The following is a 16,383-nucleotide window of genomic DNA, read 5'->3' as shown; positions in this document are numbered from 1 at the left end:
GCCGGTCTTCCGGCAAACTATATCGAAGAGGACAGAAAAGACCGCTTTTTTATCCTCTTCGTTCGTTATGGACGGACTCGTTTTTGTTCTTTTAGCTTTTAGTGCAAATCAATATTCTGATAAACCAAGTCCCCTAAACTCCTTTGCAGCAAAACAAAAACTGACTTATTGGTAATTTTATTCCAATTCATTAAAAATATTTTAATCTAAACCTGCACAAAGCTGTTTATACTACAACACGCAAAACAAATAACGATGGAATTATTCAGGAAAGAAGATAAAATGTCCTCCTTGATTAACCGTAACTACAACCTGTTGCCGGTAATCAATCGTTTCGGAATCCGTCTGGGGTTCAAAGAAAAAACCATAGGCGAAGTTTGTCAGGAAAAACAAATCAATACCGATTTTTTTCTGGCCATTGTGAACACCTACACCGACGACAGCTACTTTCCGGAAGCTGAATTCTTATCTTTCTCTCCCATTTTACTGATTGACTACCTGAAAAATACGCACAAGTATTACATTCAATATGTCCTTCCCAAAATTGAGCGTTTACTCAACGAAGTGCTGGATAGTTGTACCGACAATTGCTCAAGCTTAAAAATGATCAATTCGTTTTACCAAAAGTACAAAGCCGAGCTTTTGCTGCACCTTAAGCTCGAAGATGAAAAGGTTTTTCCTTACATCATTGAATTGTACAAGAACAAGAAACTGTCGGCGGAAGGCTCATTCATCGAGGTCATTGAAAATGAACACACCAACGTTGAAGTCAAGCTAAGCGACCTGGAAAACCTGATTATTCGTCACTTAAGCCCCAACTACGACGACAATGCCATGAACGAATTTTTAACGGCCTTGCTTCAGTTTGAAAATGATTTAAACGATCATGCCCGCATTGAAGACCATATTTTAATCACTCAGGTTATTGAGTTTGAAAAAGAATTGAAAAAATGAAAGAAAGTGTCTTCATCGTTCATCGGTCCGAAATCATCCGGAAAGGCCTGTCCCTCATCCTTCAGGAGTATTTCAAGATGGAAATCACCCAGCTGACGACTGCCAGTGACTTAAGCTCCTTTACGGGCATCACTAACAGCACCATGATTTTAATGCTGGACGCTCAGGCAGAAGTTAATCAGAAAGCCATTGACCTGTTGAAGAAGAACAACGAGGTTTCACTGGTTGCCATTTGTCAGGACGAAGAGGAAGCGCATCAGGCTCAAGTCTTCGACTATCAGCTGACGCTTTATGCATCACCGGTTCAAATTCAGAAGCTGATTCAGATCATCCGGCAATCAGGCGGGAAACCTAAAAATGCGATGGTGGAAAACGGCGAACTAACCAGCCGCGAGAAGGAGGTGATTAAGCTCATCGCCCTGGGGCTAGCCAATAAAGAAATTGCAGATAAACTTTTCATCAGCATTCACACGGTAATTTCGCATCGAAAAAACCTGACTGAGAAGCTGGGCATCAAATCCATTTCAGGGCTTACCGTCTATGCCATCATGAATAACCTGCTGGACATTCAGGACATCAATCCTGAAGAGTTAATCTAGAAAACCCCAATTTATGGGGATTGTGGGTTCACCTGCTTTGCCGCAACTTTGTTTGCACATCAAAAAAAACAAAGCCCATGAAAAAGGTGAGTGCAAACGGTCAGCTATTTATTTGCGATGCTTGTCGCAAAATTCATCTCGAGTACGGCAATGTCGGCATGGATTTCATTTCCGAAGAAAAGCTGAAGGAGTTACTGCAATACTTGCGAACCGTTCGATACAACCACTTCGACAACGAGATCCGGAAGAATAATGACCGGCGCCAGATCTTAATTCCGTTTGCCAACACCCCCCTCAAACTTTTGCTGTCTGACTGGGAAATTGCTGAAATAATCCGGTTGATTCAGGTCTTTCTGGTTGAGCCAAGGCCATCGAAGTTCACGCATTTCCAATTAATCAACCCTAAAAAAATTAGTGTACTGACCAGAATCTCCCCAAACTAAGTGCCCTCTAGTAAAGCAATCAGCACCAGATCAGTTGATTCTTTAGTTTGATCATTGAAACCTGTCTATGAACAACTCATTGTTTCAAAACAAACAATATCATTTGAATTTGTAGCAAATCAAGCCGAATTCTGCTATATTGCCATCCAGCTCAACTTAAGTACGCTAACATGAATGCGAAACATGCTTTTCGTTTCGAAGCAATTGGACTGGAGGACCTGGATCAGGTTCAGCTGATGGAACGAACCGATAAAAAATTTTTAGTACCTGCTAGCATGCTGCCTGGTATTTTTCAGGCTATCGAGCTTCATTATTTCATTCTGGAAATCGACTCGAAACGACTTCTTGAATACCACACACACTACTTCGACACCACGGATGATCAACTTTTCCACCACCACCACAATGGAAAACTCAACCGATACAAAGTACGAAAGCGCACCTATGTAGACACCCAGACCAGCTTTTTGGAAGTCAAGCAAAAAACCAACAAGGGAAAGACCATTAAGCAGCGTTTGAAAATAAAGAACAACCATCCCGAGCTTAGCGAACAGGAAAAAGCATTTGTTCGCCAGGTTTCACCAATTAATCCGGAGGAGCTGCTTCCAAAATCCACCAATCAGTTTCATCGCATAACGCTGGCTGACAAACAAATGACTGAACGGTGCACCATCGATTTTAATTTTCGGGTTGAAAGCGGACAACAAATGGCCAGCCTCGATGAATTTGCCATTATTGAAATCAAACAAAATCGTTTTTCCCGCATGTCGCCCTTGAGCAAATGCCTCCAAAAGAACCGCATCAAACCCATGGGATTCAGCAAATACTGCATCGGGCGCGTACTTGCTGAAGAAAAAATAAAAAAGAATACCTTTAAGCCCAAAATCCGAAGGCTCACAAAACTAATTCAACCCTAGTTATGCTATCATCATTTTTACTCTCGACACCATTTATTGAATGGATTGAAGAAATCCGCTTCCTCGACATTAAACTGATCAATGTTGAAGATTTTGTCGAACTACTGGTTCGGTTTCTTTTCAACGGGCTTGTTTTGTTACTCATCATTCGGTACCTCTACGCCAGAAACAGCAAGCGCAAAGATTTCTTCTTCAGTTATTTTGCCGTAGGAATCACCGTTTTCCTGCTATGCTTCCTGCTCGAAAGTGTCAAGCTCGAACTGGGTTTCGCCTTGGGCTTGTTTGCCATCTTTGGCATCATTCGCTACCGCACCGATCCCATTCCCATCAAGGAAATGACCTATTTGTTTGTGGTCATCGGAGTTTCGGTTATCAACGCCTTGGCCAATAAAAAAGTTAGTTACACTGAATTGGTCGTTACTAACGGCATTCTCGTGGGAGGCCTTTATCTGCTTGAGCGTGTTCTGATGCTTCGTCAGGAATACTCTCTGGAAATCAGATATGAACAAATTGAAAATATCCATCGCTTAAAAGAAGAAGAGCTGATTAGTGACCTGCGCAACCGGACCGGCATTGAGATTAAGCGCTACGAAATCAAGGAAATTGATTTTCTGCGGGACATTGCCAACATCACCATTTATTTTGATCCGATTGAAGACTCACGTTACCAGATAAAACAATAACTCATGATAAACGATACCCAAAAACTGAAAGCAATCTTCAGCATTGCCTGCCTGTTTATTGGCTCTTTGTTCAGCCAAACGTTGCATGCCCAAACCAACGACTGGAACACCTGGCTTTCCGTGGAGCTGACTAAAGACTTTGGAGATAAATTTAAGGCCTACCTTTCTCCGCAAGTCCGCTACGCCAATAAAGATGGGCTGGATGAGTATTTTCTGGAAGCCGGCATGGAATACGATCTTTTTAGTTTTCTGGAAGTGGGTGGCAACTACCGCTACCTGATCAATGAGCGCCAAACCAAGTCAACCGAATATTTTCACCGCATTGCCTTTGACTTGACCGGAAAGTACGACATCAGCCGCTTGGAGTTTGCCTTGCGCACGAGGTACACCAATTACGACGAACTGGAAAACAACGAAGGTTTTAACGATGCCACCCTGCGCTACCGGCTAAAATCGGAGTACGACATTCCGAATATGAAGCTCACCCCTTCCATTGGCGTTGAATTATTTCATCAGCTGGAAAACAAAGAAATCAACAAAATCAGGTACATTTTGGGTGCTGCCTATAAAATCAACAAACGCCACAAAGTCGAATTGGATTACCTCTTACACACCTATTCGAACAACGACCGGAAATCGCACATTCTGGCCCTGGAATACAAAATAGCCTTCTAGCGTGGGTATTAGATAGTCACTGGCAATCAATACCAAAAACCTTGCCTTTTGAGGCTATTGGTGTCGTTGTCGGAAACAGTGACTACACCACATAGCTCAGCAGCAACACAAACGTGAAGCCAACCACCGAAATGATGGTTTCCATCACCGTCCAGGAGCGAAGCGTTTCCTTTTCATTCATACCCAGATATTTCCCAACCAGCCAGAAACCACTGTCATTCACATGCGACAAAATGGTTGATCCGGCTGCAATCGCCAAAACCAGCAAGGCTTTGTCGAGCTGCGACAGGTCAAAAACCGTAATCAACGGAGCCATAATGCCGGCTGCTGTAATCATCGAAACCGTTGCTGAACCTTGAACTACCCGCACCACCACAGCAATCAGGTAAGCCAGCACTAGAGGTGGCATGGCTGATTCAGCCAGTCGCTCGGCCAACATCCCTCCAACTCCACTGTCAATCAGTATTTGTTTGAAAACACCGCCCGCCCCAGTTACCAGGATAATCAGTCCGGCTGGCCCCAAGGCTTTGTTCGACAACTTCATGATTTGCTCTTTGTTAAACCCGCGCTTAATCCCCAACACATAAATAGCCAGCAAAGTAGAAATAATCAGTGCTGTAAAAGGATGCCCCAGCAACGCAATGCTTTGATAAACCCCTTCATTTTTTAGAATCCCTTTGTCGTGTAACACATCGGCTACCGAACTGGCCACAATAAGGAGCAAAGGCAGCGCAATAATCCATAAAATACTGCGGAACGAAGGAAGTCCTTCCCCATTATTTTCCGCTTTCCGTTCTGAAAAATAATCCGGAGCCTGAACCTTGATCTTTTGGCTGATGTAGCGCCCAAACACAGGCCCAGCAATAATCGCCGTTGGCAGCCCAACAATAAACCCCAACACAATGATCCATCCTAACTGAACATCCAGAATTTCGGCTACGGCCACCGGCCCAGGGGTTGGCGGAATGAAAGCATGGGTAACAGCCAGCCCGGCCAGTAAAGGAATGGCATAATACAACACCGAGCGTTTGGCCTGCTTGGTCAGCTCGTAAATAATCGGAATAAGAATGATGAACCCAACATCCAGAAAAACCGGAATGGCCACAATAAAGCCTGTTAACACCAAAGCCCAGGACGCTCGCTTTTCGCCAAAATGTTTTAACAGACTCTGAGCGATGGATTCAGCCCCGCCGGAAGCTTCGAGCATCTGTCCGAAGATGGCCCCCAGCCCTACCACTGTCGCTACAAACCCCAGCGTATTGCCCATGCCGTCCTGCATACTTTTTATAATCAGCGAAAAATCCATTCCGGTTACAATGCCAACAACCAAACTGACAATCAGCAAAGAAATAAAGGCATGTATTTTTAATTTCAGAACCAGGAATAAGAGTAAGAGAATGGCAAAAGCAATTCCGGCAAGGAGCAAAATTTCATTCATTTGTTATCGGTTTTATTAGGTTTTTGGTTGTTTGCTAAAAGAATAGTTAAAGCGTTAAGCGGCCATCGAAGTCAGGACCTGTTTCGGGACTAAGAGGAAACAGAACAGGCGCATGGTCTCGATTCGACCGGTAAATTGCCGTAAAAAGTTCCACCGTCTTGCGCCCTTCTGCTCCATTCACCAAGGGTTGCTCTCCTTTTTGAATGGCACGCATGAAGTCATCAATCTGCAAACCGATGTAATAGGTGGTCGCATCAATTTGCTTGAAAAATTCCCGATCAGCATGCATCCAGCCCTCCAGGAAGGTTTCTTCTCCGGGAATGGTCCATAAATCATTGATCGGAGGCTCCAACACCGAAGTCTGCCCGGCAATAAACATCGCACCGCCTTCGGTTTGTGCTCCAACCGATGCTCCGTTTTCACCATGAATATGAACTTTCCCATAAATCCCGGGTTTCTGCGAGTTACTCAACAGGATATTACCCAAGCCTCCTCCTTTAAACTGCACCACAGCCACCGCAGTGTCTTCCACTTCGATGTAAGGATGATTCAGGTTTCGGGTTACCGCATAAACCTGTTCCACCTCCCCCATCATCCACTGAAAAAGATCGAGCTGATGCGGTGCCTGGTTAACCAACACACCTCCGCCTTCCGTATCCCAACGGCCTCGCCAGGGATCGCTGCTGTAATAAGCTTCATCGCGCCATCCCAACATCACCGCATGGCCTAATACCGGCTTTCCCAGCTTCCCTTCGTCAATCGCTTTTCGCATGCGCACAACCGGTTCGTAAAACCGGCGCTGGCTGATGACTCCCAGGGTAATCTTATTCTTTTGGGCCGCATCAAGCATGGCATCACAATCGGCTAGTGTACTGGCCATCGGCTTTTCAATCAGACAGTGAACGCCTAAATGGGCAGCCTTCACCACCGCTTCCCGGTGATAAGGATGAGGTGTGCAGACCAACAAGGCCTCCACCTTTTCTTGTTGAATCATTTCCTCCAAATCGCTGTAAGCTGAAAGGCCATAGGTTTGCGCAAAAGCTTCCGCTTTTGAAGCAGTTCGCCCACAAACCGCCACCAATTCGGCCGAGGATAAACCGGCCATTCCGCGGGCATGCAAATGAGCCACTTTTCCAGGCCCCACCAGAGCTGTACGTATTTTTCTCATCTCATTTTTGATTTTTAGTCGTCAGATAATTCCCCGTTTGAAGGGAGCGCTTTGTATTGTCGGGCAGCATTCAATTAAGGCTTCAAAATCACCTTAACCAGCCCCTTTTCCTGCTCATAAAGTCGCTTAAACCATGCCGCCCCTTCCGACAGTGGAGCTTCCGCGCTAATCAAAGCATCTACATTGACTTTTCCGGAAGCTATCAGTTCCAATACAGCCGGATATTCACCACAAATAGCGCAACTTCCCTGCACTTTAATTTGGCGGGTAACAACCGACTGAAGTGGAAAATCTATTTCAGCTGCCAGGTTTCCCAGCAAAGTTACTGTTCCACCTTTTCGCACGCTGCCAATTGCTCGTTGCACGGTTTCGGATATTCCAACGGCTTCATAGACCTGGTCTGCTCCCCGCCCATCCGTTAAATCAAGAACAGCTTCTTCCAATTCAGGTGAAGTACTTTGGAAACAATGGGTCGCTCCAAGCTTCGCCGCTAATTGCAGCTTATCGTCATCCCGATCAATGGCAATGATTGGGCTGCATCCGGCCACCTTCAGAAGTTGAATAACAAACAGGCCAATCATACCAGCCCCAACAACTACTGCAGAATCATGAATCCGGGGCTGCCCCAGCGACACGGCGTGCAAGGCTACAGCTACAGGCTCGGCCATAGCCGCCTGCGTATAACTAACCTGCTCGGGAAGACGATAAAGAATATGCTTCGGAACGACCACATATTCGGCAAAAGCACCATGCCGCCTGTAATCGTCACAGGACACTCCGAGAACAACCCGGTGATCACTCAGGTTGTACATTCCCCGGCGAGTAAACCAGTCATCCAACTTATAAATGGTCGAATCAAACGTAACCCGATCGCCAAGAAACCAGTCGGTAACCGCAGAACCCAAGGCCACGATTTCCCCGGAAGCTTCATGCCCCATAATGACAGGTGGCTGCCGGCGCCTCGTGCTTCCGTCTATTCCATGCACATCGCTGCCACAAATTCCCACCGCCGCAACTTTCACCAACACTTCGTCGGCTGCCGGAACCGGTTGTTCAACATCCTTAAATTCGAAATGATTGTAAGTCTCCAAGACAAGCGCTTTCATAAATCGGGTTTATTAAGTGTGTCTTAAAGATAAGAAATGAAATAAAAGAGCCCTACAAATAGCTCACCTCTTTGAAATGATATTCATGAACAGGGCCATCCTTTTCTTCAATCCGAAGTTGCCCAATGGCATTTACACCAATGATTTTGCCCGTATAATGGTGGGCTTCATCCTGAAAAGGATGCCATTCTTCCAACCGGTAAAGCTTCTGCTCAAATTCTTCATCCAACACATCGAAGCGGCCTTGCACCAATTGCTGATAATACTTGTCCATGTGCTGCAAAAGCTCTTTCAACATGGTTTCAAGCGAATAGTCCACTCCGGTAAGCATCTTTAAGGAAACGGGATTAGGCGCATCAGACAAAAAGACCGTTTGGTTTACATTCAGTCCAATGCCAATTACCGATAGACTCAGTTGTCCGCTCATGATAGAGTTTTCAATCAAAATACCACAAATCTTTCGGTCGTGTACGTAAATATCATTGGGCCATTTAATTTTCACACCCTCAGTATGAGCACTTAAAAAGCGCTCTAAGCCCAGACACACCATCTTCGACAGCATGTACTGCTTGTAGATTTCCAGAAATCCCGGACGCAACACCAGTGAAAATGTCAGGTTTTTTCCGGCTTCACTTTCCCAGCGGTTGGCAAACTGTCCACGGCCTGCCGTTTGATCGTATGCCAAAAAGACAGTCCCTGTTTCTACATCATTTTCACGCACTTGACTGGTGGCATAGTTATTGGTACTTGCTGTGCGTTCAATTATTTTAATGGTTTCACCGATGTGTTGCCCCATACGTTCCAGGTTTTAAATAAGCTGAAAATAAACTATTTTTTTATGATTCAAGTGTTTATCTTTAAGCTAGCGAAAGCACACTTGCTTTGCAGCTAAAAAAACAATAATGATCTTGCTGTGTTTATGTTTTCATGGTTATTTCGACCGATTTTAGGCAGAAAAAACAGGAAACAAAAATCAGCATTCAAGAATAAACAAAAATCATGAAAATTTATCTGTACTCAAGCAAAAAAGACGCTGGAACTAACGTATGGAATGAAACCAAGTAATTCCATCATAATAAGTGAAAAAATTTATCTTTGTAGTTCTAAAATAAATCTATGCAAAAAACACCAGCAGCAAACGATAGCAAACAATTAATTGATGCCATTCTGGAAGGGATTCAACGGATAAAGGGAATGGACATCGTAAAAATAGACTTAACAAAAATTAATCATTCAGAATGTAATTATTTTATTATTTGCCACGGAAACTCCACCACCCAGGTGGATGCCATTGCACGCTCAGTAGAAGATACTGTTGAAGAAATGGTTGGAGAAACAGTTTGGCACAAAGACGGCTACCAAAACTCAGTCTGGATCCTATTGGACTACGTTGATGTCATGGTGCACGTCTTTCAACATGAATCACGCAAGTTTTACGATTTGGAAAATCTTTGGGCTGACGCAGCCATCGAAAAAATACAAACAGAAAATTAGACGAAATGGCAGAAGATAACAACAAAAATAAACAGCGGCCCAACCTGGGGAATTTTAAGCCAGGGGCCAAACCGCCAAAATTTAACCCTTACTGGATCTATGGAGTAGTGATTGTCATTTTCCTGGCTATCAACTACTTTAGTTTTGGAGGCGGCCCGGTAAAAACAACCTGGAATGAGGTTAAAAACACCATGCTGGCCAACCACGACATCGAACGCATCGTTGTGGTAAACCGCGATGAAGCACAGGTTTACCTTAAAGAAGACAGCTACGACGAATATGCAGACAAGCTAAATACGGGTTTCGGAGCTCCTTCGAAAATTGGTCCGCACTTTGTCTATACCATTGGCTCTGTAGAAACTTTCGAAAGTAACCTTCAGGAAGCGCAAGCCAACTTCAACGATTCGGATAAAGTACCGGTAGAGTACGCTACGGTTCATGATTATTTCGGAGAACTCCTTAGCTGGATTCTTCCCTTTGTGATCATCATTGCCATTTGGTGGTGGATTTTCCGCCGCATGAGCAAAGGAGCTGGCGGAGGCGGCGGTGCCGGAAATATTTTCAACGTTGGAAAATCACAGGCCAAAGTTTTTGATAAAGACTCACGGGTAAGCACCACCTTCAAAGATGTAGCCGGTTTGGCAGAAGCCAAACAGGAAGTTGAAGAAGTGGTCTCTTTCTTGAAAAGCCCGGCTAAATACACCAAACTGGGAGGTAAAATTCCGAAAGGCGCTTTGCTGGTAGGTCCTCCGGGAACAGGAAAAACCTTGTTGGCCAAAGCGGTTGCCGGTGAAGCCAATGTTCCTTTTTTCTCCATGTCAGGTTCTGACTTTGTTGAAATGTTCGTTGGTGTAGGAGCTTCTCGTGTTCGTGACCTGTTTAAACAAGCCAAAGAAAAAGCACCTTGTATTGTCTTTATTGATGAGATTGATGCCATTGGTCGTGCCCGGGGACGGAACCCCAACATGGGTTCGAATGATGAACGGGAGAATACCTTGAACCAATTGCTGACCGAGATGGACGGCTTCGACACCAATTCAGGGGTAATCATTTTAGCAGCCACCAACCGGGCGGATATGCTTGACCGCGCGCTGATGCGTGCCGGACGTTTCGATCGTCAGATTCATGTGGAACTGCCAGACCTGAATGAGCGTCGCGAGATTTTCCAGGTACATCTGCGTCCGATTAAGCTGTCGGATGAGGTAGATGCATCCTTCCTGGCCAAGCAAACCCCAGGTTTCTCAGGTGCTGATATTGCAAACGTATGTAACGAAGCAGCCTTGATTGCTGCCCGTAAAGATAGAGACAAAGTTGGTCGTCAGGACTTTTTGGATGCCGTAGACCGGATTATTGGCGGTCTGGAAAAGAAAAACAAAATCATTTCCAAAGACGAGAAGAAGCGGATCGCCTTTCACGAGGCTGGGCACGCTACCATAAGCTGGTTGCTTGAACACGCTCACCCGCTGGTTAAAGTAACCATTGTTCCGCGCGGAAAAGCACTGGGCGCTGCCTGGTACCTTCCGGAAGAACGTTCGCTGACAACTAAAGAGCAGTTGCTCGACGAAATGTGTTCGGCATTAGGCGGAAGGGCTGCGGAAGAGATCATTTTTGGTACCATCTCTTCAGGCGCACAAAACGACTTGGAGAAAATTACCAAGCAAGCTTATGCCATGATTAGCATTTTTGGTATGAGTCCGAAAGTTGGCAATGTAAGTTTCTACGATTCAACCGGTCAAAACGAGTATGGGTTTACCAAACCGTACAGTGAGAAGACTGCTGAGTTGATTGATGCTGAAGCTAAAGCGCTGATTGACGCGCAGTACGAACGCGCTCTTCAGGTTTTAAAAGACAATGCTGAAGGCCACCGAAAACTGGGAGAACGCCTGCTTGAGAAAGAAGTTATTTTTGGCGAGGATCTGGAAGAAATCTTTGGAAAACGTCCATGGGTTCGCGAAGAACTGACTGCCGAAAATCAAACTGTCATCGAGCCTAAAACAACTACTGAAGAGACCGATCAGGCCACTTCAGCCTAAGTCCATTTTTCATGAGTTCATCGAAAGAGAATATAATCAATCGCTTAAAAGAAGCACAAAATAAAAGGGGTGGGCAGTCCAAAGCCCGCCCCGATTTTGAATCGCCCATCTACCTGGAATTTGACAAGCAAGCTGCTGACTCCTTCAAGGATAATCTTGAATTGATAGGCGGGCAGGTGGTACGCGTGAAAAACCTGGAGGAGGCTCTGGATGAATTAAGGCACCTGGTGCAATCCGAAAATCTGGCGAACCTGATATGTTTGGAGCCACATTTGCAAAAAGTACTGGAAGGAAAGCTTTCCTTTGAAAAATCTTTAGCCGATTTAAAACACATAGGCGTGGGCATTACCAGCTGCGAATTTTTGGTGGCCCATTTGGGCTCAATCCTGGTCAGTTCCGCTTCGGTATCGGGACGGCGATTGCATGTATTCCCTGAAACACACATTGTTGTTGCCCACACCGGGCAGCTTGTCAACTACCTTGACGATGCTCTGGAACAGATGGATGCCAAGTATCCGAAGGGGCTTCCAAGCATGATAACCAACATTACTGGACCAAGCCGAACAGCAGATATTGAAAAAACATTGGTCATGGGAATGCACGGACCCAAGAAATTATTTGTACTTTTAGCTGACGAACCGTTTTAAAACCCAACCATGGAAAAGGATTTAATCATTGTTTATTCTTCCGATCAGGATTATCAAATCCAGATTGCCAAGGAATTGCTGGATGAAAATGACATTGAATCTTTCACGTTAAATCAGCACGACTCAGTCATCCCTACAATCGGCCTCATTGAACTTTATGTCAATAAAAAAGATCAGCAAGCCGCAGAAAAAATCCTCAAAAAGCTAAAACGTTGAAAAACCTTCTTGTCAGAACGCTTACCGGAATAGCTTTCACTGGGGTTGTCATCGGTAGTCTTTTATTAAGTGAGTACACTTTTGGTATTCTTTTTCTTTTTATCCTAGTTATTGGATTGAAGGAATTCTTCAATTTCTTTAAGAATGCAAAGATTTCGCCCAACCACCTCTTAGCAACAGCTATTGGCTGTATTTTTTTTGCTACGTTCTTTTTGGTTGGCGCCGGTGTCCTTCCGCTCAATAGTTATTACGGACTCATTCCCATATTTCTGTTGGTTTTTATTGCTGAGTTGTACCGGAAAAAGCCGTTTCCTTTTGAAAACATGGCAGCCGGCGTTTTAGGCCTTATTTACATCGCCCTCCCACTTAGCATGATTAGCCTGTTGGTATTCACCAATCACACCTATAATCCCGCACCGCTTCTGGCGCTTTTTGTCATTATCTGGACCTATGATTCGGGAGCTTACCTATTTGGAATGAGCTTTGGAAAGCACCGTTTGTTTGAACGGATATCGCCTAAAAAATCGTGGGAAGGAGCTATTGGAGGTGCATTTTCAGCCTTTGGCGCTGCTGCAGTGATTGGTTATTATTTCATCCCTGAAATTGCCATGCATCATTGGTTAATTCTGGCAGCCATTACGGTGGTATCAGCTACTTTTGGCGATCTGACTGAATCCTTATTCAAACGTCAGTTCAACTTAAAAGACAGCAGTAATTTCCTCCCCGGGCACGGTGGCATTCTCGACCGTTTTGACAGCCTTTTCTTTGCCGTCCCCTCAGTGGTACTGTACATCAAACTATTCATCTAAGTCCGGCAAACTGCTATTCAATCGAGTATCAGCTGCATGAATATTCTGTAAAAAAGGCCCCTAAAAACGGTTCATTCTACGGGACTATAATTAATTTCCTTACTTTTGCACTGATTTATCGGGGAACCTAAAAACAGGTCTCCCGAAACATTAAATTTGTATTTATTTACAATAGATATTTGACATTATGAAATTTCATCCTGCGGGAAAATCGATCATTCGCAATACGATCCTGATCGTTCTTTTAGTAAACGTAGCGGCTTGGCTATTGAGCTCCTGCCTGATTATTGGCACAGTTGTATCTGTTGCAAGTTTGATTGTGTTAGTCTTGGTTTTGCAGTTTTTCCGTTATCCAAACCGCACAGTTTCTCTTAATGACAAAAACGTGATTTCTCCTGCTGATGGAACCATTTGTGTCATTGAAGAATGTGAAGAAAAAGATTACCTGAAAACCACGTGCAAAAAAGTATCCATCTTCATGTCGCCGCTGAATGTACACATCAACTGGGTACCGGTTCCGGGAACAGTCAGTTTTCTGGAGCACCGCGAAGGACATTTCTACGCGGCTTTTAAAGACAAGTCGGCAGACGAAAACGAACGTACTTGCATGGCCATAAGAATGAAAGATGGTCGTGAAATCATGGCCAATCAGGTAGCAGGTGCCATGGCCCGTCGGATTCTAAACTTTTTGCATGTCGGACAAGTGGTAAGCCAGGATATGGAAATGGGCTTTATCCGATTTGGAAGCCGTGTTGACCTTTACCTCCCGTTGGATACAGACATCCAGGTGAAGCTGGGTGACAAGGTGACCGGATCACAAACCATCATTGGAAAATTAAAATAATGAGACGAATCAGCGAACTTTTTTTCTGGGTTCCAAACTTTATCACAGCCATGAACCTGGCCTCCGGAAGTTTGGCCGTTTTTTTTGGCATTGAAGGACAATTGGGTTGGGCGGCTATTTTTATTCTGGCTGCTTCGGTTTTCGACTTTCTGGATGGCTTTGCAGCCCGGCTGCTCAACAGCTATTCTGAAGTAGGCAAACAAATGGATTCTTTATCCGACCTTGTTTCATTTGGACTGGCGCCAGCCGCTATGCTGTTTACCATGCTCGAGCTGGCTCTCTTTGGAAAAAATCAAGCCATCTTTGAAATTGAAGCCACCCCACTACAATGGATATTCTTGTTATCGGTTCTGCTGGTTCCTATTTCAGGAGCTTTTCGTCTGGCTAAATTCAATGTTGACACCCGGCAAACCGAAAGTTTTCTGGGCTTACCCATTCCGGCCAATGCCATTTTTTATGCTTCGCTGGGACTGATATTGGAACTGGGAGCAAATGAAGTGGTCACCAAAATCATCTTAAACCGTTTCAACCTGTTAACGGTCATGATCGTGCTATCGGCCCTGATGCTATCCGAAATCCCCATGTTTTCACTGAAATTCAAACACCTGAAATGGACGGGTAACGAAGTCCGTTTTGTGTTTATCGCCTTCTGTCTGGTCTTGGCCATTTTGCTGCAGTTTTATGCACTTCCCCTGATTATTGTGGGCTACATCGTGCTTTCCCTGCTTCAGAAGTTGACAGCCTGATACGGGAACCATTTCACATCCTGAATGCACAATCAAGCAGGCTTTTGTCCTTGGTTCAAGATAAATGCTGCATCCTTCTTTCGTGAAAGTAGTGGAATGCCATTGCAAACATTGACAGGCAATGGTATTCGCCAAGCCAGAAAAGCACCAACACCGTTCCGTTTTAGTTCTTCCAGAACCAAGGATTAAAAAGCATTACCATGGTATAGATTTCCAGGCGCCCCAGAAGCATCATTCCACACAACACGTATTTGGAGCTGTCCGACAGGTGGGCAAAATTACTGGCCGGTCCAACCGATCCCAAGCCAGGCCCAATGCCCCCCATGGCTGTTGCCACCGAACTTAAGGAAGTAGGCACATCCGATCCCAACCACGCCATCAGTAAACTTCCCCCCAGAAAAAGCATAAAATACCATAAAATGAAAGTCAGAATACCATTGTTATCCTGCGCACTTACCGGCTTCGAATTGATTCGTAGCGGAATAATCGCATTGGGTGCATTCAGAATACGAAAATGATGTTTGACATTTTTTAAGGCAACCAGATGGCGAGCCATTTTTATTCCTCCGGCAGTAGACCCGGTGCTGCCACCAAAAAACATGAGGAAAAAGATAATTACCCAGCCAACAGATGGCCAGAGCAAGTAATCAGCCGTTGCAAAACCGGTACAGGTAATGATGGAGGCCACCTGAAAGAAAGACTCGCGAAAAGCTGTTTCCAGGGAACGGTCAGTTTGAAAAAACAAGATAGCCGTAATGGCAATCCCGGCAACAAAGGTTACCTTGTAGTAAAACCGCAGCTCTTCATTCTGCTTTATCTTCCGGAACTGCCCTTTCACAGCGTAGTAATGAACCACAAAATTGGTTCCGGCCAACAGCATAAAAATGGTAATGACATACTGAATGTAAGGCGAATAGTCGCCAATGCTGGTGTTTTTGGGTGAAAAGCCTCCCGTAGCCACTGTACCAAACGAATGACAGAGGCTTTCGAACAGGTTCATTCCTCCAAGAAGCAGAAAGAACGTTTCAATAAAGGTGAGCGACAAATAAATGTATAACAATCGGCGCCCCACCGACCTGATTTTCGGATGTATTTTTTCCTGAAAAGAAGACTCAAGCGTAAATAAATTGTAGCTGCCAATATTGAGTGAAGGCATGATGATAACGACCAAAACAATGATTCCCAAACCGCCAACCCAATGGGTCATGCTTCGCCAAAACAAAACCGACTTGGGCAAGCTCTCAATATCGGTTAGAATAGACGATCCGGTGGTGGTAAATCCGGAAACCGACTCGAAAAAAGCATCCGTAATTCCGGGAATGGCTCCACTAAATAAATAAGGCAAAGCACCAATCAACGAAACAATGAGCCACGATAAGGTAACCGACAAGTAAGCCTCCCGGCGCTTAAAAGTTGTTAGCTCTTGTTTTCCCCTGCCCCCATAGGCACATGCCGCTAAGATGGTTGCGATAAGAGATGTATATAAAAAGGGGGACACCGGCTCATGATAAATCAAGGCTACGGGGACACACATCAGAAGCGAAACCGCTGTTATCAATACGATTCGCATTAGAATATGTAAGACTGGTCTAAAATCCATTTACGTGCTGC

The 16,383-nt window shown here is 44.8% G+C and carries 18 protein-coding genes; 13 read left to right on the top strand and 5 right to left on the bottom strand.

Translation table 11 applies throughout. The annotated features are described in order from the left end of the window. Positions 1-255: 255 nt before the first annotated feature. The 6 genes from ACRD6K_RS15790 (at position 256) to ACRD6K_RS15765 (ending at position 4,271) form a co-directional block, all read left to right on the top strand. Positions 256-954: a hemerythrin domain-containing protein gene (locus ACRD6K_RS15790; protein WP_430974038.1), complete on the top strand. Its 699-nt coding sequence runs from the start codon at positions 256-258 to the stop codon at positions 952-954. After that, the gene (locus ACRD6K_RS15785) at positions 951-1,553 is read left to right on the top strand and encodes a response regulator transcription factor (RefSeq protein WP_430974037.1); all 603 of its coding nucleotides are present in this window, start codon (positions 951-953) and stop codon (positions 1,551-1,553) included. Before ACRD6K_RS15790 ends, ACRD6K_RS15785 begins: the two co-directional genes overlap by 4 nt. A gap of 77 nt (positions 1,554-1,630) precedes the next feature. After that, positions 1,631-1,996 (top strand): DUF6686 family protein, encoded by a 366-nt coding sequence (locus ACRD6K_RS15780; protein ID WP_430974036.1) that lies wholly within the window; start codon positions 1,631-1,633, stop codon positions 1,994-1,996. A gap of 170 nt (positions 1,997-2,166) precedes the next feature. Then, positions 2,167-2,913: a polyphosphate polymerase domain-containing protein gene (locus ACRD6K_RS15775; RefSeq protein ID WP_430974035.1), complete on the top strand. Its 747-nt coding sequence runs from the start codon at positions 2,167-2,169 to the stop codon at positions 2,911-2,913. A gap of 2 nt (positions 2,914-2,915) precedes the next feature. Next, positions 2,916-3,596 carry a DUF4956 domain-containing protein gene (locus ACRD6K_RS15770; RefSeq protein ID WP_430974034.1) on the top strand — a complete coding sequence of 227 codons (681 nt, stop codon included), beginning with the start codon at positions 2,916-2,918 and terminating at the stop codon, positions 3,594-3,596. 3 nt (positions 3,597-3,599) lie between these two features. Continuing rightward, complete coding sequence (locus ACRD6K_RS15765) at positions 3,600-4,271, top strand: DUF2490 domain-containing protein (protein WP_430974033.1); 672 nt, start codon at positions 3,600-3,602, stop codon at positions 4,269-4,271. Positions 4,272-4,353: 82 nt separating this feature from the next. Here ACRD6K_RS15765 and ACRD6K_RS15760 read toward each other — a convergent pair whose 3' ends face one another. The 4 genes from ACRD6K_RS15760 to ACRD6K_RS15745 form a co-directional block, all read right to left on the bottom strand. Further along, positions 4,354-5,709, bottom strand: coding sequence for a GntP family permease (locus ACRD6K_RS15760; RefSeq protein ID WP_430974032.1), 1,356 nt, complete (start codon positions 5,707-5,709; stop codon positions 4,354-4,356). 46 nt (positions 5,710-5,755) lie between these two features. Beyond that, positions 5,756-6,877 (bottom strand): Gfo/Idh/MocA family protein, encoded by a 1,122-nt coding sequence (locus ACRD6K_RS15755; protein ID WP_430974031.1) that lies wholly within the window; start codon positions 6,875-6,877, stop codon positions 5,756-5,758. Positions 6,878-6,951: 74 nt separating this feature from the next. Further along, the gene (locus ACRD6K_RS15750) at positions 6,952-7,983 is read right to left on the bottom strand and encodes a galactitol-1-phosphate 5-dehydrogenase (protein ID WP_430974030.1); all 1,032 of its coding nucleotides are present in this window, start codon (positions 7,981-7,983) and stop codon (positions 6,952-6,954) included. 52 nt (positions 7,984-8,035) lie between these two features. Beyond that, positions 8,036-8,779 (bottom strand): biotin--[acetyl-CoA-carboxylase] ligase, encoded by a 744-nt coding sequence (locus tag ACRD6K_RS15745; RefSeq protein ID WP_430974029.1) that lies wholly within the window; start codon positions 8,777-8,779, stop codon positions 8,036-8,038. 320 nt (positions 8,780-9,099) lie between these two features. Between ACRD6K_RS15745 and rsfS the strand changes: the two genes are divergently transcribed. From rsfS to ACRD6K_RS15710, 7 genes are all read left to right on the top strand, one after another. Next, entirely contained in the window at positions 9,100-9,477 is a 378-nt protein-coding gene (rsfS, locus tag ACRD6K_RS15740; RefSeq protein WP_299576216.1) for a ribosome silencing factor, read from the top strand. A 5-nt stretch (positions 9,478-9,482) separates the two neighbouring features. Continuing rightward, positions 9,483-11,510 (top strand): ATP-dependent zinc metalloprotease FtsH, encoded by a 2,028-nt coding sequence (gene ftsH, locus ACRD6K_RS15735; RefSeq protein WP_299576214.1) that lies wholly within the window; start codon positions 9,483-9,485, stop codon positions 11,508-11,510. Between the two features lie 11 nt (positions 11,511-11,521). Further along, positions 11,522-12,157, top strand: a complete 636-nt coding sequence (locus ACRD6K_RS15730) for a LutC/YkgG family protein (protein ID WP_430974028.1) — start codon at positions 11,522-11,524, stop codon at positions 12,155-12,157. Positions 12,158-12,166: 9 nt separating this feature from the next. Then, positions 12,167-12,373, top strand: a complete 207-nt coding sequence (locus tag ACRD6K_RS15725) for a putative signal transducing protein (RefSeq protein WP_299576210.1) — start codon at positions 12,167-12,169, stop codon at positions 12,371-12,373. After that, positions 12,370-13,182: a phosphatidate cytidylyltransferase gene (locus tag ACRD6K_RS15720; RefSeq protein WP_430974027.1), complete on the top strand. Its 813-nt coding sequence runs from the start codon at positions 12,370-12,372 to the stop codon at positions 13,180-13,182. Before ACRD6K_RS15725 ends, ACRD6K_RS15720 begins: the two co-directional genes overlap by 4 nt. Before the next feature lie 187 nt (positions 13,183-13,369). Beyond that, positions 13,370-14,026, top strand: a complete 657-nt coding sequence (locus ACRD6K_RS15715; RefSeq protein WP_430974026.1) for a phosphatidylserine decarboxylase family protein — start codon at positions 13,370-13,372, stop codon at positions 14,024-14,026. After that, positions 14,026-14,772 (top strand): CDP-alcohol phosphatidyltransferase family protein, encoded by a 747-nt coding sequence (locus ACRD6K_RS15710; protein ID WP_430974025.1) that lies wholly within the window; start codon positions 14,026-14,028, stop codon positions 14,770-14,772. The genes ACRD6K_RS15715 and ACRD6K_RS15710 overlap by 1 nt, the downstream gene beginning before the upstream one ends. Positions 14,773-14,935: 163 nt before the next feature. On the opposite strand, the gene ACRD6K_RS15705 is transcribed toward ACRD6K_RS15710, so the two are convergent. Beyond that, positions 14,936-16,372 carry a TrkH family potassium uptake protein gene (locus tag ACRD6K_RS15705; protein WP_430974024.1) on the bottom strand — a complete coding sequence of 479 codons (1,437 nt, stop codon included), beginning with the start codon at positions 16,370-16,372 and terminating at the stop codon, positions 14,936-14,938. Positions 16,373-16,383 lie beyond the last annotated feature (11 nt).

This window comes from Sunxiuqinia rutila (assembly GCF_050589705.1).
Taxonomy (GTDB): Bacteria; Bacteroidota; Bacteroidia; order Bacteroidales; family Prolixibacteraceae; genus Sunxiuqinia; species Sunxiuqinia rutila.
The sequence above is the reverse complement of the archived record's forward strand: the minus strand, read 5'-3'. Positions and strand labels throughout refer to the sequence as shown.

Bases quoted from the DNA above. Each gene is read 5' to 3' on its own strand.
- ACRD6K_RS15790 (WP_430974038.1), top strand. From the start codon at position 256: ATGGAATTATTCAGGAAAGAAGATAAAATGTCCTCCTTGATTAACCGT.
- ACRD6K_RS15785 (WP_430974037.1), top strand. From the start codon at position 951: ATGAAAGAAAGTGTCTTCATCGTTCATCGGTCCGAAATCATCCGGAAA.
- ACRD6K_RS15780 (WP_430974036.1), top strand. From the start codon at position 1,631: ATGAAAAAGGTGAGTGCAAACGGTCAGCTATTTATTTGCGATGCTTGT.
- ACRD6K_RS15775 (WP_430974035.1), top strand. From the start codon at position 2,167: ATGAATGCGAAACATGCTTTTCGTTTCGAAGCAATTGGACTGGAGGAC.
- ACRD6K_RS15770 (WP_430974034.1), top strand. From the start codon at position 2,916: ATGCTATCATCATTTTTACTCTCGACACCATTTATTGAATGGATTGAA.
- ACRD6K_RS15765 (WP_430974033.1), top strand. From the start codon at position 3,600: ATGATAAACGATACCCAAAAACTGAAAGCAATCTTCAGCATTGCCTGC.
- ACRD6K_RS15760 (WP_430974032.1), bottom strand. From the start codon at position 5,709: ATGAATGAAATTTTGCTCCTTGCCGGAATTGCTTTTGCCATTCTCTTA.
- ACRD6K_RS15755 (WP_430974031.1), bottom strand. From the start codon at position 6,877: ATGAGAAAAATACGTACAGCTCTGGTGGGGCCTGGAAAAGTGGCTCAT.
- ACRD6K_RS15750 (WP_430974030.1), bottom strand. From the start codon at position 7,983: ATGAAAGCGCTTGTCTTGGAGACTTACAATCATTTCGAATTTAAGGAT.
- ACRD6K_RS15745 (WP_430974029.1), bottom strand. From the start codon at position 8,779: ATGGGGCAACACATCGGTGAAACCATTAAAATAATTGAACGCACAGCA.
- rsfS (WP_299576216.1), top strand. From the start codon at position 9,100: ATGCAAAAAACACCAGCAGCAAACGATAGCAAACAATTAATTGATGCC.
- ftsH (WP_299576214.1), top strand. From the start codon at position 9,483: ATGGCAGAAGATAACAACAAAAATAAACAGCGGCCCAACCTGGGGAAT.
- ACRD6K_RS15730 (WP_430974028.1), top strand. From the start codon at position 11,522: ATGAGTTCATCGAAAGAGAATATAATCAATCGCTTAAAAGAAGCACAA.
- ACRD6K_RS15725 (WP_299576210.1), top strand. From the start codon at position 12,167: ATGGAAAAGGATTTAATCATTGTTTATTCTTCCGATCAGGATTATCAA.
- ACRD6K_RS15715 (WP_430974026.1), top strand. From the start codon at position 13,370: ATGAAATTTCATCCTGCGGGAAAATCGATCATTCGCAATACGATCCTG.
- ACRD6K_RS15710 (WP_430974025.1), top strand. From the start codon at position 14,026: ATGAGACGAATCAGCGAACTTTTTTTCTGGGTTCCAAACTTTATCACA.
- ACRD6K_RS15705 (WP_430974024.1), bottom strand. From the start codon at position 16,372: ATGGATTTTAGACCAGTCTTACATATTCTAATGCGAATCGTATTGATA.